24 protein-coding genes and 1 riboswitch are annotated in these 25,472 nt (G+C 54.0%); of the genes, 10 read left to right on the top strand and 14 right to left on the bottom strand.

All coding sequences use genetic code 11. The annotated features are described in order from the left end of the window. Positions 1-314: 314 nt before the first annotated feature. The 6 genes from MKY58_RS10050 to leuC all read right to left on the bottom strand — a co-directional run bounded on the left by MKY58_RS10050 (position 315) and on the right by leuC (position 7,361). Positions 315-986: a GerMN domain-containing protein gene (locus tag MKY58_RS10050; protein ID WP_339324406.1), complete on the bottom strand. Its 672-nt coding sequence runs from the start codon at positions 984-986 to the stop codon at positions 315-317. Positions 987-1,016: 30 nt separating this feature from the next. Then, positions 1,017-2,432 carry an N-acetylmuramoyl-L-alanine amidase family protein gene (locus tag MKY58_RS10045; RefSeq protein WP_339324405.1) on the bottom strand — a complete coding sequence of 472 codons (1,416 nt, stop codon included), beginning with the start codon at positions 2,430-2,432 and terminating at the stop codon, positions 1,017-1,019. A 280-nt stretch (positions 2,433-2,712) separates the two neighbouring features. Beyond that, complete coding sequence (locus tag MKY58_RS10040; RefSeq protein ID WP_339324404.1) at positions 2,713-3,402, bottom strand: GerMN domain-containing protein; 690 nt, start codon at positions 3,400-3,402, stop codon at positions 2,713-2,715. A gap of 35 nt (positions 3,403-3,437) precedes the next feature. Further along, positions 3,438-4,970 (bottom strand): N-acetylmuramoyl-L-alanine amidase family protein, encoded by a 1,533-nt coding sequence (locus MKY58_RS10035; protein WP_339324403.1) that lies wholly within the window; start codon positions 4,968-4,970, stop codon positions 3,438-3,440. Between the two features lie 352 nt (positions 4,971-5,322). Then, complete coding sequence (gene leuD / locus MKY58_RS10030; RefSeq protein WP_036715016.1) at positions 5,323-5,925, bottom strand: 3-isopropylmalate dehydratase small subunit; 603 nt, start codon at positions 5,923-5,925, stop codon at positions 5,323-5,325. 14 nt (positions 5,926-5,939) lie between these two features. Then, entirely contained in the window at positions 5,940-7,361 is a 1,422-nt protein-coding gene (leuC, locus tag MKY58_RS10025) for a 3-isopropylmalate dehydratase large subunit (RefSeq protein ID WP_339324402.1), read from the bottom strand. A gap of 194 nt (positions 7,362-7,555) precedes the next feature. On the opposite strand from leuC, the gene MKY58_RS10020 reads away from it, so the two are divergent. Further along, entirely contained in the window at positions 7,556-8,470 is a 915-nt protein-coding gene (locus tag MKY58_RS10020; protein ID WP_036715031.1) for a LysR family transcriptional regulator, read from the top strand. A 49-nt stretch (positions 8,471-8,519) separates the two neighbouring features. Here the strand turns inward: MKY58_RS10020 and MKY58_RS10015 are convergent, their stop codons facing one another. Beyond that, the gene (locus tag MKY58_RS10015) at positions 8,520-9,371 is read right to left on the bottom strand and encodes a carbon-nitrogen family hydrolase (protein ID WP_339324401.1); all 852 of its coding nucleotides are present in this window, start codon (positions 9,369-9,371) and stop codon (positions 8,520-8,522) included. 193 nt (positions 9,372-9,564) lie between these two features. Between MKY58_RS10015 and MKY58_RS10010 the strand changes: the two genes are divergently transcribed. From MKY58_RS10010 to MKY58_RS09980, 7 genes are all read left to right on the top strand, one after another. Then, the gene (locus tag MKY58_RS10010) at positions 9,565-10,773 is read left to right on the top strand and encodes a pyridoxal phosphate-dependent aminotransferase (protein ID WP_339324400.1); all 1,209 of its coding nucleotides are present in this window, start codon (positions 9,565-9,567) and stop codon (positions 10,771-10,773) included. 388 nt (positions 10,774-11,161) lie between these two features. Beyond that, on the top strand, positions 11,162-12,265 hold the full coding sequence (proB, locus tag MKY58_RS10005) for a glutamate 5-kinase (RefSeq protein WP_339325105.1): 1,104 nt from the start codon (positions 11,162-11,164) through the stop codon (positions 12,263-12,265). Positions 12,266-12,353: 88 nt separating this feature from the next. Then, a complete protein-coding gene (locus MKY58_RS10000; RefSeq protein WP_339324399.1) occupies positions 12,354-13,601 on the top strand; it encodes a glutamate-5-semialdehyde dehydrogenase in 1,248 nt (415 codons plus the stop codon). Between the two features lie 56 nt (positions 13,602-13,657). Beyond that, a complete protein-coding gene (gene proC, locus MKY58_RS09995) occupies positions 13,658-14,518 on the top strand; it encodes a pyrroline-5-carboxylate reductase (RefSeq protein WP_339324398.1) in 861 nt (286 codons plus the stop codon). After that, complete coding sequence (locus tag MKY58_RS09990; RefSeq protein ID WP_339324397.1) at positions 14,515-15,738, top strand: 2,3-diketo-5-methylthiopentyl-1-phosphate enolase; 1,224 nt, start codon at positions 14,515-14,517, stop codon at positions 15,736-15,738. Before proC ends, MKY58_RS09990 begins: the two co-directional genes overlap by 4 nt. Next, the gene (locus tag MKY58_RS09985; protein ID WP_339324396.1) at positions 15,735-16,412 is read left to right on the top strand and encodes a 2-hydroxy-3-keto-5-methylthiopentenyl-1-phosphate phosphatase; all 678 of its coding nucleotides are present in this window, start codon (positions 15,735-15,737) and stop codon (positions 16,410-16,412) included. The genes MKY58_RS09990 and MKY58_RS09985 overlap by 4 nt, the downstream gene beginning before the upstream one ends. Before the next feature lie 3 nt (positions 16,413-16,415). Beyond that, positions 16,416-17,093 (top strand): methylthioribulose 1-phosphate dehydratase, encoded by a 678-nt coding sequence (locus MKY58_RS09980; protein WP_339324395.1) that lies wholly within the window; start codon positions 16,416-16,418, stop codon positions 17,091-17,093. Between the two features lie 578 nt (positions 17,094-17,671). Here the strand turns inward: MKY58_RS09980 and MKY58_RS09975 are convergent. From MKY58_RS09975 to MKY58_RS09955, 5 genes are all read right to left on the bottom strand, one after another. Further along, complete coding sequence (locus tag MKY58_RS09975; protein ID WP_339324394.1) at positions 17,672-18,283, bottom strand: histidine phosphatase family protein; 612 nt, start codon at positions 18,281-18,283, stop codon at positions 17,672-17,674. A gap of 291 nt (positions 18,284-18,574) precedes the next feature. Then, positions 18,575-19,213: a cyclodeaminase/cyclohydrolase family protein gene (locus MKY58_RS09970; RefSeq protein ID WP_339324393.1), complete on the bottom strand. Its 639-nt coding sequence runs from the start codon at positions 19,211-19,213 to the stop codon at positions 18,575-18,577. Positions 19,214-19,216: 3 nt separating this feature from the next. After that, positions 19,217-20,071, bottom strand: a complete 855-nt coding sequence (locus MKY58_RS09965; protein WP_339324392.1) for a bifunctional 5,10-methylenetetrahydrofolate dehydrogenase/5,10-methenyltetrahydrofolate cyclohydrolase — start codon at positions 20,069-20,071, stop codon at positions 19,217-19,219. 63 nt (positions 20,072-20,134) lie between these two features. Beyond that, positions 20,135-20,215, bottom strand: a riboswitch (ZMP/ZTP riboswitch). 39 nt (positions 20,216-20,254) lie between these two features. Beyond that, on the bottom strand, positions 20,255-20,845 hold the full coding sequence (locus MKY58_RS09960) for a GNAT family protein (RefSeq protein ID WP_339324391.1): 591 nt from the start codon (positions 20,843-20,845) through the stop codon (positions 20,255-20,257). Between the two features lie 42 nt (positions 20,846-20,887). Beyond that, the gene (locus MKY58_RS09955; protein ID WP_339325104.1) at positions 20,888-21,805 is read right to left on the bottom strand and encodes an AraC family transcriptional regulator; all 918 of its coding nucleotides are present in this window, start codon (positions 21,803-21,805) and stop codon (positions 20,888-20,890) included. 239 nt (positions 21,806-22,044) lie between these two features. Here MKY58_RS09955 and MKY58_RS09950 point away from each other — a divergent pair, with 239 nt between their 5' ends. Both MKY58_RS09950 and MKY58_RS09945 read left to right on the top strand, forming a co-directional pair. Beyond that, positions 22,045-22,464, top strand: coding sequence for an Rrf2 family transcriptional regulator (locus MKY58_RS09950; protein WP_339324390.1), 420 nt, complete (start codon positions 22,045-22,047; stop codon positions 22,462-22,464). Between the two features lie 108 nt (positions 22,465-22,572). Then, positions 22,573-23,430: an SDR family oxidoreductase gene (locus tag MKY58_RS09945; RefSeq protein WP_339324389.1), complete on the top strand. Its 858-nt coding sequence runs from the start codon at positions 22,573-22,575 to the stop codon at positions 23,428-23,430. A 446-nt stretch (positions 23,431-23,876) separates the two neighbouring features. On the opposite strand, the gene MKY58_RS09940 is transcribed toward MKY58_RS09945, so the two are convergent. Together MKY58_RS09940 and MKY58_RS09935 are read right to left on the bottom strand one after the other, a co-directional pair. Continuing rightward, positions 23,877-24,281, bottom strand: coding sequence for an RDD family protein (locus tag MKY58_RS09940; RefSeq protein WP_339324388.1), 405 nt, complete (start codon positions 24,279-24,281; stop codon positions 23,877-23,879). Positions 24,282-24,361: 80 nt separating this feature from the next. Further along, complete coding sequence (locus MKY58_RS09935; RefSeq protein ID WP_339324387.1) at positions 24,362-25,342, bottom strand: phosphotransferase; 981 nt, start codon at positions 25,340-25,342, stop codon at positions 24,362-24,364. Between the last annotated feature and the right edge of the window lie 130 nt (positions 25,343-25,472).

Genomic DNA, 25,472 nt, shown 5'->3' with positions numbered 1-25,472 from the left:
ACCGCTACCGGTATAACCCTGAAAATAACAAGAAAAGAACTAAAGAGATTGCGCTCCCGCCCAGGCTTCTGTCCGAAACCCGGCCGCTCCCGGAGCGCAAACTTTAGTTCAATTCATATAAGAAAACCGTCTATCATCGTATCGTGAGCATCTTCAACGAAGACAGACTGCATTCAGCGGAATTTTTTCTTGCGATCATCGGCTTGTCCGGCTTCGCAGAAGCGGTTGCGCATTCCGATGATCTTCAAAAAAATCGCGACGTTTTATGCTATTCGACAAGAAGAACGCATTCTCCTGCTTTTATCCGAATATTTTCAATGTCTTGTCAACGGATGTTCCAAATCGACGTGGCCCATCAGGCTCTCCACCTTGGCTCCGTCCACCAAAAGCTCCACGGATTTGACTTCGTCAAACTGGAACATTGTTTTGGTGAGCGCATCCAGGGCGAATTGTTCGCCGCCGGCTCCGAGCCTAGCTTCATCCGGCATATGAACGTCCATGGTGATTTGCCCGTCTTTAAAGTCAAGCTTTTTCAGTTCGATTTTCCCCCAAAGCGGAATCAGGTCGGCGTTGCCGCTCGACTGCAGCGCTTTGTAAGCTTCCGCGTATTTGTCGGCTTCGTCCTTATAGCTGATTTCTTTCCGGGATTTTTTCAAATCGAGCTCTTCCGGATCCGTGTAATACACGTCGATCGTTTCTTTTTTGGCCGTCGACTCCGGCGGCTTTTGCGATGAAACCTCTTTGCCCGGAGAAACGTTCCCCTGGGACGTTTCTTTGCCCGCGTCGCTTCCGCTTCCGTTTCCTTCGGTCTTCGGTTCGCTGACGCTCTCGCCGCCGCTTCCCGTCGTTTGCTGCTGCTGATCGCCCGGAACGGTCTCCTGTTGTTGTTGTCCGCTTTCCGGTGCGGATGTCGGCTTTTGGCCGCAGCCGGCCGAGGCGACCATCACCAAAGCCAAAATGCCTGCACACCAAATTTTTCTGCTCATTCTGTACCGCCTCCTAAAAAGGGACATTCATTATTGAACACCCAAATATTCTTTGATTCCATCTGCAATTCCTTGGGCAACACGCTGCTGGAAGCTTTCCGAAAAGAGGGCGGCTTCGTCGTTTTTGTTGCTCAGATATCCTACTTCAAGCAAAACGGCCGGCATTTTCGTTTCGCGGATGACATGGAAATTGCCGTAACGTACGCCGCGGTCCTTCAAGCCGGTGGCTTGTACCAAATGCTTGTGCATCACGTTCGCAAGCGATTTGCTGGCTTCCCGCTGGTAGTAGGTCTCGCTGCCGGTTGCCGCCGAGGAACCCGCGCTGTTCGCGTGGATCGATACGAACACGTCCGCTTTCAAGTCGTTGGCGATTTTCGCGCGTTCTTTCAGTTCAAGGAACGTATCGTCGCTCCGGGTCAAGACCACTTCGAAGTTCGAGTCCTGCTCCAAAATTTTGCCGACCTTCAAGGCCATCGCCAAATTAAAGTCCTTCTCCTTTTTGCCTGTCACGCCCGTCGTTCCCGGGTCATGATCGCCGTGTCCGGCATCGATGACGACGATCTTTTTGCCGCTTGTGCCGGGTTTGGACGGCGTTCCGCTGTCTGATGTGTTCAAATCGACGATGTATAAACCGTTGTCGTTCGTCAGCTTATAATTTTTGGCATAATTCAAATCGATAACGATCCGGACGGTTGAAGGATTGCTGTTGTATAACGAGTATCTGACCTTTGAAACATCGGGATAACCTTTGACGTCCAGGGAGCCCGTTTTGTTCTGGTCCAGGGACGCGCTGCTGAACGTGTCCGAAAATCCCGTATTTTCGAGATCGACGACGATGCGGTCCGGCCCGCTCATTTTAAAGTCGTTCACTTTCGCTTTCCCGGTAACGGCGATCATCAGCCGGTTGTCGCTGAAGCTGATGCCGTCAACCTGCGCGGCGGCTCCGCTGCCGGCATCCGGATTCGTTCCGTTCCCGGCGCCGGTTCCCGCATCCCCGTTTCCGCTCCCGAAATTCGGGGTATATAAGTTTACGATCTTTTTCTGATTGTCCCAATATACCGTGAGACCCATTTCTTCGCTGACGAAGCGGATCGGCACGATCACCGTATCCGTGCGTAAAATGGGGGCGATATTCATGGACGTTTTTTTGCCGTCCACTTCGGCCGTTTTTTGACCGACGACCAGCTTCATGACTTTGGAATCTTTTTGTATGGTTACCGTGCGCGTCTTTTTTTCCCATGCGACGTCAAACCCCAGATTCTCTCCGACGACACGTAATGGAATCATAATATTGCCATTTACATTTTCCACTTTTGCATTTCCCGACAGACTCAGTTCTTTGTCGTCCAGAACAATTTTGGCACTTCCCGCCGCAGCCTGTCCATTGTGAGGAAACGCCAAAATGAAGACAAAGAGGAGCACTGCCATAAAACCAAATTTTTTCATCCTTCACCCTTCCATTCTTAAATTTTTGTCGTTAGCTCTGACGTTTCGGCTTTGGCTATCCTTCGACATCACCAGACATAAGTTAGACGTCGGAAGCTGTGAAAAGTTGCGAATATATTCCTCTTTATGCAAAACTTTATCTATGGCTTAAGGTAGACAAATCGATGCTTTTGTGCGTCTTCCGCAGAACTGTTTAAGCATAAACAAAAAGACCGCCGTATGGGCCTGGGCCTCAACTGACGGTCTTCGTTTCGTTTCGTGTCTTGTTTGCATTTGCGGATTAGTTCCCGTTTCTTTTGATCGGATGGTCCAGATCCATATGCCCCATCAGGCTTTCGAGCTTTTGCCCGTCCACGAGCAGCTCGATCGATTCCACCTCTTTGAATTGGAACATGGTTTTGGTCAGCGCATCCAGGGCAAACTGTTCGCCGCCGGCGCCAAGGCGGGCTTCATCCGGCATATGAACATCAACCGTTACCATGCCTTCCTTGAACTCCAGCGATTTCAGCTCCATTTTGCCCCACAGCGGGATCAAATCGGCGTCCCCGCTTTCCTGCAGCGCCTTAAAAGCCGCTTTGTATTTATCGTTATCCTGGCGGAACTCGATTTCCTTTTCGCTTTTTTTCAGTTCAAGCTCCTGCGGGTCCGTATAATAGACTTCGATCGTCTGCTTCTGAACGGACGGTTCCTCCGGCTTTTGCGGCTGCTTGTCCGGCTTGTCCGGCTGCTTGTTCGGCTCGTCCGGCTTATCGGTCTGGTTCGGCGCCGTTTCCTTCCCTTCCTGTCCGTTCCCTGTCTGTTCAGGTTCGGTCGGATCGGTTGGATCGGGCTGGGCCGCGTTGACTGACGTATCGCCGGGCTGCTGCGTGGTGTCCTGCGCCGCAGGCGCTGCCGCCGGTTTTTGGCCGCAGCCTGCTCCCGCCACCATGACAAGGGCCAAAAGCGCCGCGCTTAATAGCTTTTTATTCACTTAACCGCCTCCTTCTTCCTTGCAAAACCTCTTTATTACTGAATGCCGAGATATTCCTTGATTCCGTCCACAATAGCCTGGGCGATGGCATTTTGCACGCTTTCGCTGAACAACGCCGCTTCGTCTTTCGGATTGGAGATGAACCCCGATTCAATCAATACGGCCGGCATCTTCGTTTCCCGGATGACATGAAAATTCCCGTACTTATACCCTCGATCCTTAAGGCCGGTGGCTTTGCTCACATAATTATGGATCACTCGGGCCAATTCCTTGCTTGCATCCCGTTGATAGTATGTTTCGGTGCCGTTGGCCGTCGTCGATTTATCGCCGGTACTATTGGCGTGTATGGAAACGAATACGTCCGCATTCAAATCGTTGGCAATCTTCGCTCTTTCCGCAAGCTTCAGGTAGGTATCGTCGCTGCGGGTCAGCACATAATCGATGTCGGGTTCGTTGGCCAGCAGCTGTCCTACTTTCAAAGCGACGGCCAGGTTGAAATCCTTTTCTTTGGTTTTCGAATATCCCGTTGTGCCCGGATCCTGGTCCCCGTGGCCCGCGTCGATGACGACGACCTTTTTGCCGTTGCCGCCGACCGGAGGCGTTACAGGGGGTGCGGCGCTGCCCGTTTTGTTCAAGTCTACGATCAGCAATCCCGAATCCGGCCCATCATTTTCGTTGTATACCGCATAATCCTTCGCGTAATTCAAATCAATGACGATTCTCACCGTAGCAGGATTGCCGCTGAACAGGGAGTAACGGATCGTCGACACGTCCGGATAACCGCTCACGTCGAGTTTGTTCTGGTTGCCCACGCCGGCAGCTTGTCCGCTTAGAAAATCCGGCGAAAAGGAAGTGTTCGGCAGATCGACGACGACCCGGTCGGGGCCGGACATCGTGAATACTTTCGGCGTCACCGCCCCGCCTTGCGTAGAGACCATCAGGCGATTTTCGCTGAAGCTGATACCGTTGATGAGCGCCTGGCCGACGGCCGGCGTCGTCGTAACGGGAAGCGTTCCCTCATCCAGCCCGCCCGAAGGTTTTTCCGTGGAATCCGGCCGGGTTACCGGCGGAGGCACAGGCACGTCTCCCGCGCCCGCCCCGGTTCCGTTATCCTTGGCAGGCGGCGCTTCGGCCGTCGTCAGGTACACCGCCTTGTCGGCGTTATCCCAGCTCACGTGGAGTCCCATTTGTTCGCTCACGAAACGGACGGGTACGCTTACGATGTTTTTGTCAAGCAGCGGCGGGGTGTCCAGCTTAACCTTTTTTCCGTTTACCGTGGCGTTTTTTTGGTTCACGGCCAGTTCCATCGACGTTTTGTCTTTGCTGATCAGAACCTTTTTCGATTTTTGCTCCCATTTCACGTCAAAGCCGAGATTCTCCCCGATCACGCGAAAGGGAACCATGATGCTTCCGTTCACGTTCGTTACTTTGGCGTCTTTGGACACGTTCAGCTCGCTGCCGTCCAAAAAGATGTGGACGCGCGCTTCGCTGGCCGACGCCTGGTTCTGAAGCGGAACCAGCAGGATCAATAACGACAACAAAAACAGTAAAAATCCGATTTTCTTCATTGTACACCTCTGCCAATCTGATTTTTTTGCCGGTAAAAAGGCAATATGAAACAAATCTATCTAAAAATGTTCATAATCTTCGCTATGCAGGCAATATTCGCCACCCACCCATCTTTTTCCTGCCGAACTTTCATTTTTTGCTTATTTATTTTCCGCCGTTGCAAAATCCGCCATATAAACAGCCCAATCGACCGTGTGCAGGATCATGGCGAGTTTTCGGGCTTTTTGCGTTTTCCATGACGACATGTTTCGCACAAGCCGCAAAAAAAGGCTCCTATTTCCTGAGGGAAAATAGGAGCCTTTGCAGGCCGAAGTTGATAGACGGCCCAAATCGGATAAACTACGCCGCTGCTTAAGCGAACAGGCGCGAAGCGTGCTTTTGCTCATAGGCCGCGATTTCGTCCTCATGCTGCAGCGTCAAACCGATGTCGTCCAGGCCTTGGAGCAGGAACTGGCGGCGGTGCTCATCCAGATCGAAGCCGATGTGCAGGCCTTGGTTGTCGGTGATCGTTTTGTTTTCCAAATCGACGTTCAGCTCATAACCTTCATTGGCCGCGGTGCGCTGGAACAGTTCCTCCACCTGCTCTTCGGAAAGTTTGATCGGCAAAATTCCGTTTTTGAAGCAGTTGTTATAGAAAATGTCCGCAAACGACGGCGCGATGATGCATTTGAAGCCGTAGTCCAGGATCGCCCAAGGCGCATGCTCGCGGGAAGAGCCGCAGCCGAAATTGGCTCTGGAAATCAGGATCGAAGCGCCCTTGTAGCGCGGCTGGTTCAACGAAAAATCGGCGATGTCGTTTCCTTGCTCGTCGAATCTCCATTCATAGAACAGGAATTGTCCGAAGCCGGTCCGTTCGATCCGTTTCAAAAATTGTTTAGGGATGATTGCGTCCGTATCCACGTTTACCCGGTCTACCGGGGCAACAAGTCCGGTCAATTTAGTAAAAGCTTCCATGTTCGTTGTCCTCCTTAGCTAACCACTTCAGTTTTGAATTTCCAGTCGCGAACGTCGGTGAACCGCCCTTTGATCGCTGCGGCCGCAGCCATTGCAGGGGAAACCAGATGCGTACGTCCGCCGCGTCCTTGACGTCCTTCGAAGTTCCGGTTGGAGGTCGATGCGCAGCGCTGCCCAGGCTGCAATACGTCCGGGTTCATCGCAAGGCACATGCTGCATCCGGCATCGCGCCATTCAAAGCCCGCTTCGATGAAGATTTTGTCGAGGCCTTCCTTCTCGGCTTGCAGCTTCACGCGTCCGGAGCCCGGCACGACGATGGCCGTTACCCGGTCGGAAACTTTGTAGCCTTTGGCCACCTCAGCGGCGGCGCGAAGGTCTTCGATACGTCCGTTCGTGCAGGAGCCGATGAACACGTAGTCGATTTCGATGTCCGTCATTGGCGTACCTGGAACGAGTCCCATATATTCAATCGCTTTTTCAGCGGCTTTCCGCTCGTTTTCGGTCGGCAGCTCCGCAGGCACCGGCACTTTTGCCGTGATGTCCGTGCCCATGCCCGGGCTGGTTCCCCAGGTCACTTGCGGGATCAAGGATTCAACGTCGAACTCCACGACCTTGTCGTACGTCGCCCCTTCGTCGGTGACAAGCTGCTTCCATTCTTCCACTCTCTTTTCGAACTCTTCGCCCGCAGGCACGTACTGGCGGCCGCGAAGATATTCGAACGTCGTTTCGTCCGGCGCGATCATGCCGGCGCGCGCTCCGCCTTCAATGGACATGTTGCACACGGTCATGCGCTCTTCCATCGTCAGCTCGCGAATGGCTTCGCCCGTATATTCGATGACGTAGCCCGTCGCAAAGTCCGTCCCGTATTTGGCGATGACGCCGAGGATCATGTCTTTGGCCGTAATGCCCGGTTTGCGTTTGCCGACGAAGCGGACCTCCATCGTTTTGGCTTTGGCCTGCTGCAGGCACTGCGTTGCAAGCACGTGCTCGACCTCGCTCGTTCCGATTCCGAAGGCCAGGGCGCCGAAAGCGCCGTGCGTGGAGGTATGGCTGTCGCCGCAAACGATCGTTTTGCCCGGATGCGTCAGCCCGAGCTCGGGACCCATGACGTGGACGACCCCTTGGTCGATCGTTTCGAGATCGTACAGCGTCACGCCGAAATCGCGGCAGTTTTGGGTCAGCGTATCGATCTGCTGCTTCGAAATCGGGTCTTTGATGTTGAAACGGTCTTTCGTCGGCACGTTGTGGTCCATCGTGGCGAAGGTCAGCTCCGGACGGCGGACCTTGCGGCCGCTGAGGCGAAGTCCTTCGAACGCCTGCGGGGAAGTCACTTCATGGACGAGATGCAAATCGATGTAGAGGATGCTTGGCTTGCCTTCTTCCTGATGAATCACGTGGTTATCCCAGATTTTTTCAAACATTGTTCTTTTACTCATCTTTTTCACCTCATCGTGGTTATAACGTCCTTGGTTAAGCGTGCCGCCGGGTCAGCGGCGCGACTTGAATGAAATAAATATAGCATTGGTTTCTTCATAGTTCCAAGATATAATATCTATAAACGTAATAGGAAATAACTATTAGATGGACATCCGTATTTCGAACGATTCAAAAGACGATGGGACCGGTGAACATGGAACTGAGACAACTTCAATACGCATTGCAGATCGCGGCGGAGCGCAATTTTTCGCGGGCGGCCGAAAAGCTGCACATCGCCCAGCCTTCCCTCAGCCAGCAGCTGTCCAAGCTGGAAAAGGAACTCGGCGTGCTGCTTTTTCAGCGGAACACAAGCACGGTCGAGCTGACGCATGCGGGAGCTTCATTTATGGAACAGGCGCAAAAGATCATGGACGCGGTGGAGCTGCTTCGCCAGGAAATGTCGGACATTTCGCAGCTGCGGGGCGGCAAGGTGGTCGTGGGCAGCATGCCGATTACCGGCGCGCATCTGCTGCCCCATGTCCTTCCTTCGTTCAAGCGAAAGTATCCCGAAATCGAAATCACGCTGCTCGAGGATTCATCCATGAATCTCGAGAAGCTTACCGCCGGCGGCAAAACCGACCTGAGCCTGCTTGCGCTGCCGCTTCAGGAGCCTTCCCTTGCTTATGAGGTCATCGGAGAGGAGGACATCGACCTTGCGGTGCCTGAGGGGCATCCTCTGGCGGAAAGGACGAATCACGGCAAACCTCTCCCCGTGCGCATCGAGGAATTAAGCGAGGAATCGTTTATCGTGCTGAAAAAAGGCCAGGGTTTCCGCAAAATCACCTTCGACCTGTGCCAGCAAGCCGGGTTCGAGCCGAAGGTGGTGTTCGAAAGCAGCAACATGGAAACGATCCAGTCGCTGGTCGCGACCGGGATGGGCATCACGCTGGTGCCAAGGTTCATTTCCCGATCGTCGAGAAGCGAATTCGTTCCGGTGTACCTTCCGCTCGCGGAGCCCGTCCCCAGCCGGACGCTGGTGATCGCCTACCGGCGCGGACGTTATCTGTCCAAAGCGGCTGAAGCATTTATCGAGACATTCCGGGAAACGATGCGGGAATTGGTCAAATAAAAAAGGAACGGGCCTGATGAACGTTTCAAAAGGCTCGTTCCTTTTTTATTTATTGCGGCTGCGAACCTTGGTCGATGTCCGCCCCCTGTTTTCTATCCGCGTACATCTCGGGCCGCCGATCCGCGAATACCGGAATCCGTCCCCGTACCTCGTCCACCAGCTCCGGCGAAACGCAGCCCGTGACGATCTCCTCCGTCTCGCCGCCCTCGGCGACAATTTCGCCCCAAGGATCGATGATCAGCGAATGGCCGAAAAAGTCGGTGCCCCGGCTGCTGCCCACCCGGTTGCAGGCGACGACGTACATTTGGTTTTCGATCGCCCGCGCCGCCAAAAGCGTACGCCAGTGGCGAAGTCGGGGATGCGGCCATTCCGCCGGAACGATCAACATTTTGGCGCCGTCGAGCGCCAGGCTCCGGGCCAGCTCCGGAAAACGGATGTCATAGCAGATCGATGCGCCGGCCGTCAGGCCTTCAAGCTCCAGCTTCACGAGCTCGCTTCCCGCGGTCAAATGTTTCTCCTCGTCCATCAGGCGGAACAGGTGCAGCTTCGAATATTCCCCGATCTGCCGTCCGGTCCGGTCAAATGCGTACATCGTGTTGTAAATGCGGTCTTCGATCTTGACGGCTGCGGAACCCCCGACGATCATGACCCCGTGTTTCCTTGCAAAAGACGACAGCCATTCCCTCGTGTCCTCCCCGCCAGGATCGGCGATCTCCTGTATTTGCTCCAGCGCGTATCCGGTATTCCACATCTCCGGCAGCACCAGCAGGTCCGGCTTCGGATCGCCTTGAACCGCCTTCTCTATCAAGTCCCCCAAGTGAGCCTTATTGGCTTGCGGGCGGCCGATTTCGATGTCGGCTTGGATGAGCGCCACGGCCAATGTTTTTGCTGTATGTGTCATGTTTCTCCTCCTTGCCCTCCGCGTTAGGATCAGGGCGGGAGAGCTTCCCCGCCTGCGTTGTCTTCCATCATAAATGCAGCGGAGCGATTCATCAAGGGCAGGTGCAGGCCGGCTATTCCCTCTATACAGCCCGGATAAATCATGTTAGATTAAATTTATTCTATTCGATGCTGGAAACCGGAGTGATCATACGATGAAATCGACAGACCCCGCGCAATATCGATCGGCTTTTCATATCCAACCGGCGGACGTGATGACGCAGCTGCCGACGCAATTTTTCGCCACGCTCGTGCAAAAGGTGAACCGCGAAATTTCCGCGGGCCATGACGTCATTAACTTGGGACAGGGCAACCCGGACACGCCGACCCCGCCCCATGTCGTCCAAGCGCTGCAGGAAGCGGCGGCAAACCCTGTATATCATAAATACTCCCCCTTTACGGGATACGGCTTTTTAAAAGAAGCGATCGCCAAACGCTATTTCGAGGATTACGGCGTCGCGCTCGATCCCGAAACGGAAGTTGCCATTTTGTTCGGCGGCAAAACCGGCCTCGTGCAGCTCCCGCAAATCTTGCTTAATCCGGGGGACCTCTGCCTGGTTCCCGATCCCGGCTATCCGGATTACTGGTCCGGGGTCGCCCTTGCGAAGGCCGAAATGTCCTTCATGCCGCTCCGAAAAGACCATGCCTTCCTGCCGGACTACGCCGGCATCGCCGAGTCCGTCCGTCGCCGGGCCAAGCTGATGTTCTTGAATTATCCGAACAATCCGACTTCCGCCACGGCGCCGTTGTCGTTTTACGAGGATACGGTCAAATTCGCCGCGGAAAACGGCATCGTCGTCGCCAGCGACTTCGCGTACGGCGCCATCGGCTTCGACGGCCGGCGGCCGGTCAGTTTCCTTCAGGCGCCCGGCGCCAAAGAGGTCGGCATCGAGTTTTACACCCTTTCCAAAACGTACAATATGGCCGGCTGGCGCGTCGGCTTTGCCCTCGGCAACCGTGAAGTCGTCTCGATGATCAACCAACTTCAGGACCATATCTACGTCAGCCTTTTCGGCGGCATTCAGGCTGCGGCTGCCGAAGCATTGACGGCTTCCCAGGACTGCGTCCGCGATCTGGTGCAGCGTTACGAATCCCGCAGGGATGCTTTCTTCGCAGGGCTCGCCGAAATCGGCTGGGAAGCCGAGAAACCAAGCGGCTCCTTCTTCAGTTGGCTGCCGGTGCCTCAAGGGCATACGTCGGCTTCGTTTGCCGATCTTCTGCTCGAACGAGCCAAGGTTGCCGTCGCGCCCGGCATCGGCTTCGGCGATCACGGCGAGGGCTACGTGCGCGTCGGACTGCTCACATCCGAGGACAGGCTGCGGGAAGCCGCCCGGCGCATCGGCGGGCTGGGCCTGTTCGCATAAATCTTTATTTTGCAAACCTGCCATTTCCGTGGTATTCTAAGTGGAAATAACGGGTTTTCCATACCAATGAAACGTGACGACGGGACCAGTAAGAGGAACCATCCGCGCAAACAGAGAGTAAATTCCAGCGGCTGAAAGAATTTACCCGGGTGCCCTCCGAAACCTACCCCTGAACGGCCCGCATCCCCTGCGGGACAGTGCCTTCTGTTACAGGGCTTAAAGCCGGATGATTTATGTCATCAATAAAGGTGGTACCGCGGAAGCTCAGACTTTCGTCCTTTGCAATCAAGGACGAAAGTCTTTTTTGCATTCTCCATCGCCTTCGCGACTTTACGTTGGTATGTTTCCGGCGCCTGATGCGAAATTAATGAAATGGAAGTGATGAATGATGTCGACGCGCGTCGTCGTCAAAATAGGAAGCAGCTCGCTGACGTCCGCCGAAGGCGGACTCAACCGGGATGCCGTCGCGTTTTTTGCGAACGAAATTGCAGCTTTGAAAAAGGAAGGCGCCGAAGTGCTGCTGGTGACTTCCGGGGCGGTGGCCGCCGGGTTTCGGGCCATCGGTTATCAATTCCGCCCCAAACTCCTGCACGAAAAGCAAGCCGCCGCCGCGGTCGGCCAGGCGCTGCTGATGCAGGCCTACCAGGAGGCATTTGCCGCCCATGGCATCACGACGGCGCAAATCCTGCTCACGCGTACCGACTTCGGCAACCGGAAGCGGATGAACAATGCCGGCATGACGATCGAGGAACTGCTGAAGCAAGGATCGATCCCGATCATCAACGAAAACGACACCGTTTCGGTAGATGAGCTGAAGTTCGGCGACAACGACACGTTATCGGCTCTCGTAGCCAATTTGGTCAAAGCCCAAAACCTTCTCATCCTCACCGATATGGACGGCCTGTATACCGGCGATCCGCGCAAACATCCGAATGCGGTCCGGTTCGATCATATCGAGGAAATTACCGAAGAGATCTACGCCATCGCCGGAGGAGCCGGTTCTTCCGTCGGAACGGGCGGAATGCGCTCCAAAGTGGATGCGGCCAAAATCGCCATGCGCGGCGGCGTTCCCGTCTTCGTCGGCAAGGTGGATTCCCGCGGGGATTTGCGGCAGGCGGTGGCGGGAAGCGGCAAAGGAACGTATTTCGATACGACCCTCCACTCGCTGCCGGTGAAAAAACAATGGCTCGGGTTCATGTCGACACCGCTCGGCACCCTCCGGGTCGATCCCGGGGCCGAACAGGCGCTCGTGAGCGGCGGCCACAGCCTGCTGCCGGTGGGCATCAAGGTCGTCGAGGGGCATTTTCAGGCGGGGGACGTCGTGGAAGTGCTCAGCCTCGAAGGCACCGTGCTTGGACGGGGCATCGTCAATTACGACGACGAACAGCTGCGGCGCATCCAAGGGATGAGCAGCGCCGAAGTCATTCAAACGCTGGATATGGTCCATCGTCTCGAAGTGATCCACAGGGACGAATGGATCACTTTAAAATAGCCTTATCCGTTTGGTACCATGAATCGCGGCCGACAAGTGTCATAGCCCGTTTTGCGTATTCCATTACTTTAAATAAGGAGGATGTTTCATGAGTGAAGTCAAATTAAAGGCCGGAAAAGCGCGTGCCGCCGCTGCGGCATTAAACCGGATGACCACGCAGCAGAAAAACGAGGCCCTTCAGATGATGGCCGACGCCCTTCGCCGGCGCCAGGAAGACATCATCGCCGCCAACCGGGAAGACCTGGAACGCGGCCAAGCCCAGGGCATCTCCGCTTCCCTGCTCGACCGGTTGGCGCTCAATCCGCAGCGGATCGAAGCGATTGCCGAAGGCCTGGAGCAAATCATATCGCTTCCCGATCCCATCGGCGACGTGCTGGACGAGTTCGAACGCCCGAACGGGCTGAACATTTCCAAGCTCCGCGTCCCTCTCGGAGTTATCGGCATCATTTACGAAGCGCGTCCGAACGTGACCGTCGACGCCGCCGGCCTGTGCCTGAAAGCGGGCAATACGGTCGTTCTTCGCGGAGGTTCGTCGGCTTTGTCGTCCAACCGCAAAATCGTGGAGGTGCTTCACGAAGCTCTGGACGCTTCGGCGCTGCCCGCGGATGCCATCCAATTGATCGAAAGCGCGGACCGTTCCTCAGTCGACGAGATGCTAAAGCTGAATGGGCTGCTTGACGTCATCATTCCGCGCGGCGGACAGGCGCTGATCCGCAATGTCGTGGAAAACGCCACCGTTCCGGTCATTGAGACCGGGGCAGGCATCTGCCATACTTATATCGATGAAACGGCCGACGGCGCCATGGCCGAAGCCATCGCCATCAATGCCAAAGTCCAGCGCCCTTCCGTCTGCAATTCGATGGAGACGCTGCTGGTCAACAGCCGCTTTGCTGCCGACCGGCTGGCCCCTCTCGCGGAGGCGCTGCGGCAAGCGGGCGTGGAAATCCGCGGCTGCGAACGAACGCTGGAACTGGTGCCGTGGGCCGTGCCCGCAACGGAACAGGATTTTGCCACCGAATATAACGACTATATTTTGAACATCAAAACGGTGGATACGCTCGATGAGGCGATGGACCACATTTCCCGTTACGGCACCAAGCATTCCGAATGCATCGTGACGGAAAACGAAGAACATGCCCGCCGGTTTTTGCAGGAGGTTGACGCGGCGGCGGTTTACCACAATGCGTCCACCCGCTTTACGGACGGCTTCGAATTCGGCTTCGGCGCGGAAATCGGCATCAGCACGCAAAAGCTGCATGCCCGCGGTCCGATGGGACTTCCTGCGCTGACTTCAACGAAATACGTCATTCACGGCAGCGGCCAAATTCGCGGCTAATCCCGCGGCTTTGGTCCGGCTGCCCATTCGATACACCGCAGGGAGGATGATATAACATGAGTCAACAGCAAGCGATGATCGCGGAACCTATTACCTTTTACGGCGCCGGATCGATGGCCGAAGCCATCGTCCGGGGGCTGATCCACAAATCGGTGGTGCAGGCTGCCGACATTACGATGCTTAACCGCAGCAATACCCGCCGCCTGGATGAGCTTCAGCAGAAATACGGCGTGAATGTCAGCAACGATGCGGAGGCGCTGCCCCGGATATTGCAAAATGCGCCGGTTATCGTCCTTGCGATGAAACCGAAGGACGCGGCGGAGGCGCTTAAACAATTGGGGCCGCTGCTCTCCGACGACACGCTGATCGTATCGGTCATCGCGGGTCTTACGATCCGCACCATGCAGGATTTGCTGGGCCGCAAACAGCCGGTGGCCCGCACGATGCCGAATACGTCCAGCTCCATCGGCCTCGGGTCGACGGGCATCGCCTACTCCAAGGAAATCACCGACAAGCAGCGCCAAACCGTCATGACGCTGTTCGGCGCAGTCGGCACCGTCACGATCGTCGAAGAAGAAAAGCTCGAAATTCTGACCGGGATTTCAGGCAGCGGACCGGCCTACATCTATTACATGATGGAAGCGATGATGGCCGCCGGCATCCGCGGAGGGCTTACGCCTCAGCAATGCCGCGAACTGACAGTGCAGACCGTGCTTGGCGCCGCCCGCATGGTGCAGGTGACCGGCGAAGAACCGGCCGCATTGAGAGCAAAGGTCACCTCGCCGAACGGCTCGACGCAAGCCGCGCTGGAAGTCCTCGATAAAGGCGACTTCTTCGAGACGGTCATCGCTGCGGTCGCCCGCTGCGCGGAACGTTCAAGGGAAATGGGAGCTGCATTGAAGGAGGGAATTTCATGAGTTATTGCACGGCCACATACCGCTTGTACGACGACAAAGCGGATTTTCGCAAAAAAGCAGAGTCCATCGCCGTCGGCATGACCGTCGGCAGCTGGACGGAGCTTCCGCAAGCCAAACGCGAGTCGATGCAAAAACATCTCGGCCAGGTGCTGAACGTCGAAGTCCATGAACCGGAAGGCGCAAAACCGGGTGAACGTTACGCCGACGTAACGATCGCCTATCCGGACGTCAACTTCAGCAAGGACATTCCGGCGCTGCTCGTCACCGTTTTCGGCAAAATCTCGATGGACGGGCGGATCAAGCTGAACCGTCTCGGGTTTTCGGACGAATATCTCTCGGCCTTCCCCGGTCCGAAGTTCGGCATCGGGGGCATTCGCGATTTGCTGGGCGTTCACGACCGCCCGCTGCTCATGAGCATTTTCAAATCCGTCATCGGGCTGGACATGAACGAGCTCCGGGACCAATTCGTCAAGCAGGCCCTCGGCGGCGTCGACCTGATCAAGGACGACGAAATCCTGTTCGAAAACGAACTGACGCCGATCGAAAAACGCGTCGAGGTCTGCCTGAAAGCCGCAGAGGAAGCCGGCCGCGCGACGGGCAAAAAACTGCTGTACGCCGCCAATTTGACGGGCCATACGTCAAACCTCAAATCCCAGGCGCTTAAAGCGATCAACGCCGGCGCCAACGCTCTCCTTTTCAACGTGCTGTCGTATGGATACGACGTCCTGCATGAGCTGAGTTCCGATCCGGAAATTACCGTGCCGATTGCCGCGCATCCGGCCTTGGCCGGCGCTTTTTATCCTTCTCCCCACTACGGCATTTCCGCCTCGGTGCTGCTCGGGCAATTGATGCGCCTGGCCGGCGCGGACCTGGTCCTGTTCCCTTCGCCTTACGGGTCGGTGACGATGCCGCGCGAAGAAAACATGGCGATCCGCGACGAATTGCTGACGGACGGGCTGCCGGTCAAAGCGAGCATGCCGGTGCCTTCCGCGGGCATCCATCCGGGACTCGTCCCGCTCATTTTGCGCGACTTCGGCCAGGACGTCGTGGTCAATGCCGGCGGGGGCATTCACGGGCATCCGATGGGGACCGAAGCCGGCGGACGCGCTTTCGTGCAGGCGATCGAAGCCGCGCAGCGTTCCGTTCGCCTGGCCGATTACGCGGAAGACAGCCATCCCGAGCTGAAGGCAGCCCTTGAAGCTTGGGGGGGAGAACGATGAAATCAGGCAAAAAAACCGTCATTTTTTGCGATTTCGACGGGACGATTACCCTTTCGGACAACATCGTCGCCATCATGAAAGAGTTCAAGCCCGAAGGCTATGAGGCGATCATGCAGCGGACCGTCAACCAAGAAATTTCACTGCGCGAAGGCGTCGGTGCCATGTTTGCCCTCCTCCCTTCCGGCAAAAAGGAAGAAATCGTGGATTTCGTCGTGAGCCGCGCAGGCATCCGCGAAGGATTTCGCGAGTTTCTCGGCTACGTGAAGCAGGAAGGCATCGATTTTTACGTCACCAGCGGCGGCATGGATTTTTTCATCGACCCGCTGCTGGCGCCGTTCGACATCCCAAGCGGCCATATTTTCTGCAACAGCGCGGACTTTAGCGGGGACCATATCGAAATATTGTGGCCGCATCCATGCCAGGAGCCGTGTCGGAACGGCTGCGGCATGTGCAAGACGACGGTCATGCGCCGTTTTCCGGAGGACCGGTACGAACGGATTCTGATCGGGGACAGCCTGACGGATTTCGAAGGAGCCAAAATCGCCGATTTGGTGTACTCCCGCTCCATCCTGACCGACAAGTGCGCCGAGCTCGGCGTCAAGCACGTACCATTCCAAGACTTTTTCGATATCATGAACGATATGAAGCAGAAACGACAACAGGGGGTGCGGTAATTTATGACGTTTGCGAACATCAGCCTGGAGCATAAACAGCAAGCGCTGGACGAGCTCCGGCAAATCAAGCAGCAGTTCGCGGCCAAAAACTGGTTTCCGGGAACCAGCGGCAATCTGTCCGTCCGCGTCGGCGAATTCGATCCGGAGCAGTTTTATTTTGCGATCACCGCCAGCGGCAAAGACAAGTCCGTAAGCACGCCGGAGGACTTCCTGTTCGTGGACAAAAGCGGCCGGGCCGTCGAAACGACCAGACTGAAGCCCAGCGCGGAAACCCAGATCCACTGCGAAATTTACCGCCTGACCGGTTGCGGCGCCGTGTTTCACGTCCACACGGTTTTCAACAACCTGATCAGCGAATGGTTCGGCGATCAAGGCGCAGTGCCGGCCCAAGGCATCGAATTGATCAAGGCTTTTAACATTTGGGAGGAAAACGCGGCCATCTCCATCCCGGTGCTGCCCAACTTCGCCCATATTCCGTCGATCGCCGAACGCGTCGAAGACGTGCTGAACCCGAACGTGCCTGGCATTCTGCTGCGCAACCACGGCATCTACGCCTGGGGGCAAAACGCGTTTGAAGCGAAAAAACATCTGGAAGCGTTTGAATTCATTTTCGAATATTTGTACCGCAGCATCCTGCTGAAAAACAGCGTGCCTCAGATCAACGCCGACGGCCGCCGTTGACAGCGAAATGAAGAAAACCGTCCCGCCTCGTGAACCGTGGCCCGAAAGACGGACACTTTGAACAAAAGTGCCCTTGCCCCGGCCGCTACTCATCGGTTCATGTCGGGACGGTTTTTTTCTATAAAACCGCTAAGTCCATTTCCAGCGCCATCATCGCTATTCCGGATTTCCTTGCATCTGCGCTTCGGTTCAGCGATCCCTCGTCTCCGGCAGCGGTCAACTCCTTGAGCTGTTGGCCTCATGCTGGACTAAGCTTGGAAACGCCTGCTTTTACTGACATGAACCATAAACTCAGGCCACCGTTAAGCCCCCTGCCGAGTAAGAAAAAAGGGGCGTCCCGGCGGTTCGGTTCGTCCCCTTTGATGTCCGTATATTAAACCTCTTTTAGCAGGCGATTTGCCCGTTGAACGCTTTTTGCCAATCTGTAAGAATTTATAACGCCCAACCAACCTTGCGATTTACGTACATATTTTCATTCAGGACCGATTCATAGTAACTTCCGGGTCCGACCGCCATTTTCCTGTTCAAAAACAAAAACACCGGCGGATTGCCGGTTGTTAAATATCGCCGATTTTAAGTTAGCGGACTGATTTCAAATGATCGACGGATGCAAAGTCCGCGATGGCATAAGTCCCGCATTCATATATAAGCGTCGTAATGGAGCATTCGGGAATCAACTCGCTTTGGACGGCAGCGAAATTCGGATGCCAAACCTCCAAAGCTTCTTCGGAAAAGGCATGCACCAAAAAGTCGGTGATCAGCCCTCCATGCGTGACCAATACAATTTGACTTTCAGCGGCGTGCTCCGCGCCCAGTTCCGATAATAAGGAGTTTAACCGCTCCCCCGCTTGCTTCGCCGAATCCCCGACGGGCGGCAAATATTCCGGATCACGCGTACACCGCTCCCACATGGCGACAAACGCTTCAAAACTTTGTCCGGGCAAATCCCCCCAATTCGCGCGCTCCCTCAAACGACTGTCCACGCGAACGGCCGATGCTGTCGCTTGGGCAATGCATCCGGCGGTCTCTTGCGCCCTTCGAAGCGGGCTGGAATAGACGGCTGAGATAGGCAAATGGCAAAAACGGCCGGCCGTCGCTTGAGCTTGCAGCACGCCCTTAGGGGTGAGCGGAACGTCCCCGACGGCTTTTTCTTTTATGGCGTGCCGTACCAGAAAAAAAGTTGTGCCCATTGACGAACCACCTGTCGATTGAATTCCGTGCGCCATGAGACGTCTTAACTAAACGTATGTGGAATATCCCGTTTTTTTGCCATCCTCAAGCACGAAATTTCGAAATTCCTTGTTTCGGTCCGCTCCGCTATGCCGGTACGCAAGCAGCTTCCCCGCACAGCCTCCCGGAAATGTACGTTCAAGCCTCGTTACCAGGGCCGGCACGCCGCTTCAAGCTAGTGGGCCCGCGGCAGCTTGGCTTCCGAATGGATTCGAGCAACGACCTGCTCCCGCAAGCCTGCGATCGATCCGTTACGCCAGCCTCTCCCGGATCCGCTCCAATACTTGATTTTTCAGCTCCGCCGACCGCGCCGAAAGCTCCGCACCCGTTTCCTGGAACGTGGCTCGCACGCCGGCATCCTTGATGCTGCCAAGATTAATCTCGACGGTGATCCAAGCCGATTGAACCGCCGCGTCGAGCATGAACAAGGCGATGCCGAGATCGGAAATGACGTTTTTATTGACTTGTTCGGTGACCGATGCCAAGGCGGCCATGACTTCCAGGCAGCGTTTCATGAGATGCAGGGGCACGGAAGCCGCCTGCACCGCCGCTTGCTGCAAAGCGATGGAGCGCTGCCGCTTTTCCTCCTCCGATGCTTTGGGGAGCCCAAGCGCGGCCATGTAACCGTTAAAGGATTCGATGTCCTTTTTCAAAAAGGTTTCGGCTTCGGTCATTGCGTCCTGCATCAGCTTCACGATTTCCGCCATTTGTTCCCGCACCTGCTCAAACTTCGGTCCGCTCGTAATGTTCGCCACCATGGAGCCCATGGACGCCCCCAGGGCCGCAGCCAATGCCGCAACGCTTCCCCCGCCCGGCGTCGGCGCACTGGAAGCGGCCGAATGCAAAAATTCGCGGATCGGCTGATCAAAAACGTGATTCTGTCCGTTCATGCGCTACACCTCTTTCGATGGCTGCTGCAGCCGGATGGCATGCAACAAATTTTCGAACAACAGAACGGTCGTTAACGTCCCCACTCCGCCCGGTACAGGCGTTACCGCTTTGGCCGCTTCCACCGCTTCGGGAACCGCGTCTCCCACGATGCCGCTCGGCGTTTCGGAAATGCCGGCATCGATCACGACCAGCTCGGGATGCAGCATATCGGCCGTAATCAGCCCGGCGCAGCCGGTGGCGGTCATCAAAATATCCGCGCCCGCGATATGTTTGGCGAGATTTTGCGTGTAATAATGGCAAACGGTGACGGTCGCGTTTTCGCGGAGCAGCATCTGCATCAAAGGCCTTCCGACGGTTTCCCCGTGCCCGACCAGCACCACGTTTTTCCCTTGCAGCGAAAACCCGAAATGTTTGACGATCCGAATGCATGCCTGCGGCGTCGCCGGATAAATGCCGGTTGCCCCCGTCATGCAGGCCAGCTTGTTCGCCGATGAAATGCCGTCGACGTCTTTTTCCGGTGCAATGGCGTCGCAGCAGGTTTGCAGGCGGATATGTTTGGGGAGCGGCAGCTCCAGCATGATGCCGTGCACGGCCGGATTTTGGTTCAATTTTTCGATTTCGTCCAGCAGGCGCTGCTCGCTCACCTCCGGCGTAAACGAAATCAGGTCGAACGCGATGCCCAGCTGTTGGGCTTTTTTCTCTTTGGCTTTCGCGTAATATGCCGATGCCGGATCGCCTTCTACCAAAATGACAGACAGCCGGGGGTGAATCCCTTTTGCCTTGAAGCGGTTCACCTCTTCGATGATCGATTCCGACACCTCGCTCGCCAGCGGTTTCGTTTTTAGCAGCATGCTCATTTCTGTCGCCTCCGATTTTGGTTTCAAACAAAAAAAAGCATTCGGAAAGGAATCCCCTCCAAATACTTTCGCCCAGGCGTACGGCTGTTATGATCCATGTGCTCCCTCGTGGTTCCCCACGTTACGCCAGTCACACACGGCTTGAAGTTGTCTCTAGTATAGCACAAAATCGGCGTTGATACGTCATATTTTTGCCCATCCGGGTTCTTTCGCGGCGTCTTCCTTCAATTTGCCGTAAATTTCAAGATCGACGACCCCTTTTCCGGACCATAACGTAGCTTGTCTCAGCAATCCTTCTTTCCGGAATCCGTTTTTGGCAAGCACCCTTTTGGAAGCTTCGTTCGGCGGCATCACTTCGGCCTGAATCCGGTTGACGAGGGCCTCCTCGAACAAAAACCGGGTGAGTATTTGCAGCGCTTCCGTCGCAATGCCTTTTCCATAATGCCGTTCCGCCAGAAAATAACCCACGGAAAGCGAATTGACCTTCTGGTTCCAATCGAACGCTTCGATGATGCCGAGCAGCTTGCCGGGTTCCTCCACCGCAAAAATGCCCCATTTGATCCGGCTTTTTTTGAGGAAATCCCGTTCGAAATGTCCGATCATGGACTTGACCGTATTTTTGTTATGCTTCGGAATGATGCCGCAGTATGTAAACACGTTGTCATTGTCATAGATTTCGAACAGTTCCTCCAAATGCTCCTCTCCGATTTTGCCTAACACGAGCCTGTCTGACGCGATTACCGGAAACCGGCCGAATGCCGCCTCGAAATTCATTTTCATTCCTCCAAGCTCCAGGCGTTCTGCCTTGCAATGTCTTTAAATTTTATTTTTAATCGGCACGTACAAGTCCACCCTGCATTTTCCCTCCGCATCCCGCGCAGGATCGTTCAGGCAAAATTCCAGGCATGGCCGGTCGTCGGGTTCATAGCCGCTGTTCGGCAGCCAAAGGCCGAAGACGTTTTGATACGCCAACACGAATTTATCGATGGTGTCGTAAAAAGGGTATACCGCATACGTGCCCCCGGACAGCGACTTAAACTGCACCGGCGGGTCCGCGGAATCCGGCGTCCAACCTTCGGGCAGCGTGACGCAAGCGTCGTACCGGCAGGAATATTCGTCCACCAGCCCGGCATCATCCAGCGAAATGCCGATAAACTGCTGGCTTGGCGGGGTTATCCCCCGTTCGTAGGCCCAACGGCCAAGTTTGTCCCATGCGGCGCCCGTGTCGAGATAACTTCCCACATGGCGGACATATGCGACGTTAAGGGGGGTTAATTCTTTTAGGGCGATCATCCGATCCCACGTCCTTCCTAGCAATGATCTCTTACGGTTTTCATTGTAGGCCGTTTGGGACGCGGTCTCCTCCTGCATATTGCTTGCCCATTGCGAAATATTGCTGTATTGGGTTCGTGCCTTCCGCACCTCGTTGGGCGTTGTTCCGTAGTGCTTTTTGAACAGCGCGTGATATGCCGACAGCGACTCGAACCCGCATTCGCCCGCGATCGCCAACACCGTCATATTCGTTTCCCTCAACAGCCGCACCGACTTCTCCAGCCTTTTCCGGCTCAAAAACGCCACCGGCGTTACGCCCGTCATGGCCGTAAAAATGCGGGAGAAATGGTATTTTGAAAAATTCGCAACGCTTGCCAGATCTTCCAACGTCAATTTTTGGCTGCTGTGTTCTTCGATATATCGGATCACCGAATCGATCCTGTGCTTGTATTCCTCGTTCATCACGCTCGGGTTCCCCGCCTTTTCCGGAATCTGTTACCAAAATTATACACGATGACAAGCCCTTCGGATTACCGAATCTTCGGGGCAGGAACGCTTTTGGCATCTTTTTTCAGAAAAAAATCAGGAGCCACTTTTTTGTAGTTGTATGATAAAATCGGAACTTGTGGTGGACTGATCTACAAGTTATTGAATTTTGAATCCGGTATAACTATAATGGTTATAACAAGAGGGTGAAACAAATGAAAAAATTAAGCAGTCGTTTCTCGGTTGCAGTTCATGTTCTCTGTTTGATACATTTAAGCCCCTCGCTTTGTACTGGGGATTTCATTGCAGCGAGCGTAAAGACCAATCCAGTTATCATTCGCAATATTCTTGCCAAACTCAAAAAAGCAGGACTGCTTGATGTACGCCCAGGAGTGGGAGGAGCATTTTTGCTGAAGAACTTGGAAGAGATCACGTTGCTGGACGTATACAATGCAGTGGAAGTTATTGACAATGGTGAGTTGTTCAATATACATGCAGAACCAGATCCAAATTGTCCGATAGGAAAAAATATCGTAGCTGTTCTACGGTCAGAAATGAGAGCGGCTCAATCAGCAATGGAACAGAGGTTAGCTCAGGTTTCATTGAGACAAATAGTTACAGAATTGGGCAAATAGAATGGTGTTTTACTGAGCCATTTTTTTTGATCTCGTTATAATCAAAGTCATTATAACAATTTTGATTATAACTTGATTATAGATAAATAACGAAAGGAAAATCAGCCCATGAAGATTATTGTTACAGGAGCAACAGGTCAACTTGGAGGTCTCGTTATTCAACATTTGCTCAAAAAGGTTCCGACAAATCAAATTGTTGCAGTCGCACGCAATCTCGAAAAAGCCTCTGCGCTTGCGGAGTTTGGCATTGAAGTCCGTCAGGGAGATTATAATAACCCAGAATCTCTTCACAATGCATTTGTTGACGGAACCAAACTACTGTTTATCTCAAGTTCAGAGACGGATGATCCATTACGTGTCGTCCAACATGCCAATGTCGTAAAAGCCGCCCGAGATGCAGGTATTAAGCAAATTGCCTATACCGGCTTTGCTTTTGCCGAGGACAATCCATTCGCTCTCGTTCATATGGCTACGGAGTATGCGATTCGCACGACGAATATTCCATACACCTTCTTGCGTAACGGCGGTTATACAGAGTTTTTTGTCAATCCATCACTAAAAGCAAACGTAGAAAACGGGGCGATCATTACGAATGCCAATAAGGGAAAAGTGAATTCGGTTAGCCGTAGTGATCTGGCTCTTGCTGCCGCCACAGTTCTGACAGAGGATGGACATGAGAACAAGGAATACAACCTTGTTTCCAATTATCCTTGGAGCTTTGATGATTTGGCTGAAATTCTTTCCGAAGTTTCTGGGAAAAGTGTTGTCCATCAATCGGTTTCCTTCGAAGAAGAGAAGAACATACTCGTTCGAGCAGGTATGCCGGAATCTTTTGCTGAAACCACGGCTTTTATCTATAACACAATTGCAGAGGGGAAAATGGCAAGAACGACCGATGATTTACAAAAGCTAATTGGATTTCAAACGCCTCTTAAAGAGATCGTCATAAAAGCCTTGCAAGGCTAAGTCATGGACATGCAGCCCATTTTTTTGTAAGACAGAAGGTATCACAATGGACATACTCAATCTATCTCGTTTAAAAATTTACGGTATATTGGAAAGCGAGCATGACTTACAAATACAGGTGAAGATAACATCTCCACCTTCTTCTTGTCCTCATTGTGGATGCGTAGCGACTTTTGGGAAACCTTATCCAATGTTCAAAATCCCCCCTATTTATGTTCGAGATCAGGAGGAACGCAAGAATCTTGGAATGGACCTTCCCACCTTAATTGAGAAATTGGAGAAGGGCCAATTATAAGCCCTTTTCCACCACATAATCCGGATTGGTGTAAAATAAAGATCGATGTTTTTCAAGGATACGTCCAGCGTTGTCATCATGTCGTCGGCCGCATATTTGCCCGCTATGGATTCTTGATCGGTACATTGGACGGCCAACCAAAATGATCCGTCTACGAAAACTCATCATGCACGACTTCCGTCCCGGCAATAAAATCGTGAATCGATCGCTTATCTTCCCGCAGCGCAACCATGAACGCGCTAATGATCGTGCCGATCCCAAACGTCAGGCCATAGATGATGCCTCCAACGACATGGCGCAGCAGCATGGTTCCGATCCCGGGCGGAGCATGGTCCTGCACTTTTCTAATTTTGATCCCGCAAATCCGCTTACCGACCGTATATCCGTCCCAAAAAACAGGCACCAGCAACGAATACAAAAAGGACAATATATTGGTCACATATTCTTCATTGGGTCTTCCGCCGGTAATCAGCAAAGAAAGGATGACCAAAGGCAATCCGACGATGAGGGCATCCAACAACATCGCTCCGAGCCTAATCCAAAATCCCGCTTGCATAACTTAGCTCGCTCCTTAACGGTTTGATTGAATCATTCTTTTAAGCATATGTAAGCATCCGTTAATCGTTGCCGGATATTTTACCGATGATCCGCGTGACGGAATTCCTCAAGAAAGCCGTGAAGCCATCCTTCGCCATAATCAAGGGCCCCCGTATCCTGATGGATAAAGGCGACATCCAATCCCATCACCCAAAACCGCCTTGCCATGATAAACAACTCGATGGCTTGTTCGTCTTCGGCTGAGAAATGCCTGACCGATCGATATCCTTTCATCAGCGAATTCCATAAGGCATCTTGCTTTTCCGGCGACTGGCGTTTCCTTGCCTTCACCTGCGCAAGGTCATACGCTCTCCAGCCTTTTGCGGCCCACTCGAAATCATAATGGGTGAATTGCTCTCCTTCTAGAAAGGCGTTATTGTTGCCGTGCATGTCGCCGTGGCACAGCCCCCAATCCAAACCGGATGCAGCCGCAATTTCGATGCGTTTTTGCAATGAAACGGCAAATTCCCGCAAAAAAGGAACGGCTTGATGTTCTATCCCTATGTATTCGCTAATCCGTTTTAACGGTTGTTGAATAAGAAAATCCGTATCCAACTCAAACCGCGGCTGCTCGATGGTTACCCGGTCCATGGCGGCATGCAAGGCAGCGGCTGATCGGCCGAAGGCGTAACAGGAAGCTTCGTCATCAAGCGGATGTTCAATGCCTTTCAAATAACGAAAAATGACCGCAATCCGCTCCCCCTCCGGCGCATCCAAAACGGTATACAAAGTGGAATCGTTCTTCGGGATAGGCTCTGATACATTGGTTGTCGCATCCATCATTCCCTGGAGTTCGGTTAGTAGAGATACTTCAAAGTTCACGTCGCTTTCACTGACCTCGGAACGGTACACGCGCAAAATATAAAACCCGTCGGGAGTTTCGATCCGGTAAGTGTCATTGAAACCTCTTAACCAAAACAGGCATTGCTTCCACGGCCCGATATCATATAGGCGGCTCAAGCAATGCTCCAAATATTCGGGAGCCAATACGGAGCGTAAAGCTGTTGGTCGATTGTACATGTCCATCTCCTCGGTTTTTGGTCCGGTTCAGGTAACCGGTAGTCATGCCATTAGATTAACACAGCCTTTTTGCCGGCAGGCGGGAGAAAACGGTTATAGTTAAACGATCCGGGCCAAGAGTTCCGGCGGC

It is taken from the genome of Paenibacillus sp. FSL W8-0194, assembly GCF_037969745.1.
Taxonomy (GTDB): domain Bacteria; phylum Bacillota; class Bacilli; order Paenibacillales; family Paenibacillaceae; genus Paenibacillus_AQ; species Paenibacillus_AQ cookii.
The sequence above is the reverse complement of the archived record's forward strand: the minus strand, read 5'-3'. Positions and strand labels throughout refer to the sequence as shown.

Excerpts from the sequence above, each read along its gene's own strand:
- MKY58_RS10015 (WP_339324401.1), bottom strand. The coding sequence starts at position 9,371 with ATGACACATACAGCAAAAACATTGGCCGTGGCGCTCATCCAAGCCGAC.
- MKY58_RS09980 (WP_339324395.1), top strand. The coding sequence starts at position 16,416 with ATGACGTTTGCGAACATCAGCCTGGAGCATAAACAGCAAGCGCTGGAC.
- MKY58_RS09990 (WP_339324397.1), top strand. The coding sequence starts at position 14,515 with ATGAGTTATTGCACGGCCACATACCGCTTGTACGACGACAAAGCGGAT.
- MKY58_RS10000 (WP_339324399.1), top strand. The coding sequence starts at position 12,354 with ATGAGTGAAGTCAAATTAAAGGCCGGAAAAGCGCGTGCCGCCGCTGCG.
- proB (WP_339325105.1), top strand. The coding sequence starts at position 11,162 with ATGTCGACGCGCGTCGTCGTCAAAATAGGAAGCAGCTCGCTGACGTCC.
- MKY58_RS09960 (WP_339324391.1), bottom strand. The coding sequence starts at position 20,845 with ATGAATTTCGAGGCGGCATTCGGCCGGTTTCCGGTAATCGCGTCAGAC.
- MKY58_RS10010 (WP_339324400.1), top strand. The coding sequence starts at position 9,565 with ATGAAATCGACAGACCCCGCGCAATATCGATCGGCTTTTCATATCCAA.
- proC (WP_339324398.1), top strand. The coding sequence starts at position 13,658 with ATGAGTCAACAGCAAGCGATGATCGCGGAACCTATTACCTTTTACGGC.
- MKY58_RS09945 (WP_339324389.1), top strand. The coding sequence starts at position 22,573 with ATGAAGATTATTGTTACAGGAGCAACAGGTCAACTTGGAGGTCTCGTT.
- MKY58_RS09950 (WP_339324390.1), top strand. The coding sequence starts at position 22,045 with ATGAAAAAATTAAGCAGTCGTTTCTCGGTTGCAGTTCATGTTCTCTGT.
- MKY58_RS09965 (WP_339324392.1), bottom strand. The coding sequence starts at position 20,071 with ATGAGCATGCTGCTAAAAACGAAACCGCTGGCGAGCGAGGTGTCGGAA.
- MKY58_RS09975 (WP_339324394.1), bottom strand. The coding sequence starts at position 18,283 with ATGGGCACAACTTTTTTTCTGGTACGGCACGCCATAAAAGAAAAAGCC.
- MKY58_RS10045 (WP_339324405.1), bottom strand. The coding sequence starts at position 2,432 with ATGAAAAAATTTGGTTTTATGGCAGTGCTCCTCTTTGTCTTCATTTTG.
- leuC (WP_339324402.1), bottom strand. The coding sequence starts at position 7,361 with ATGAGTAAAAGAACAATGTTTGAAAAAATCTGGGATAACCACGTGATT.
- MKY58_RS09935 (WP_339324387.1), bottom strand. The coding sequence starts at position 25,342 with ATGTACAATCGACCAACAGCTTTACGCTCCGTATTGGCTCCCGAATAT.
- MKY58_RS09985 (WP_339324396.1), top strand. The coding sequence starts at position 15,735 with ATGAAATCAGGCAAAAAAACCGTCATTTTTTGCGATTTCGACGGGACG.
- MKY58_RS10050 (WP_339324406.1), bottom strand. The coding sequence starts at position 986 with ATGAGCAGAAAAATTTGGTGTGCAGGCATTTTGGCTTTGGTGATGGTC.
- MKY58_RS09955 (WP_339325104.1), bottom strand. The coding sequence starts at position 21,805 with ATGAACGAGGAATACAAGCACAGGATCGATTCGGTGATCCGATATATC.
- MKY58_RS10035 (WP_339324403.1), bottom strand. The coding sequence starts at position 4,970 with ATGAAGAAAATCGGATTTTTACTGTTTTTGTTGTCGTTATTGATCCTG.
- leuD (WP_036715016.1), bottom strand. The coding sequence starts at position 5,925 with ATGGAAGCTTTTACTAAATTGACCGGACTTGTTGCCCCGGTAGACCGG.
- MKY58_RS10020 (WP_036715031.1), top strand. The coding sequence starts at position 7,556 with ATGGAACTGAGACAACTTCAATACGCATTGCAGATCGCGGCGGAGCGC.
- MKY58_RS09970 (WP_339324393.1), bottom strand. The coding sequence starts at position 19,213 with ATGAACGGACAGAATCACGTTTTTGATCAGCCGATCCGCGAATTTTTG.
- MKY58_RS09940 (WP_339324388.1), bottom strand. The coding sequence starts at position 24,281 with ATGCAAGCGGGATTTTGGATTAGGCTCGGAGCGATGTTGTTGGATGCC.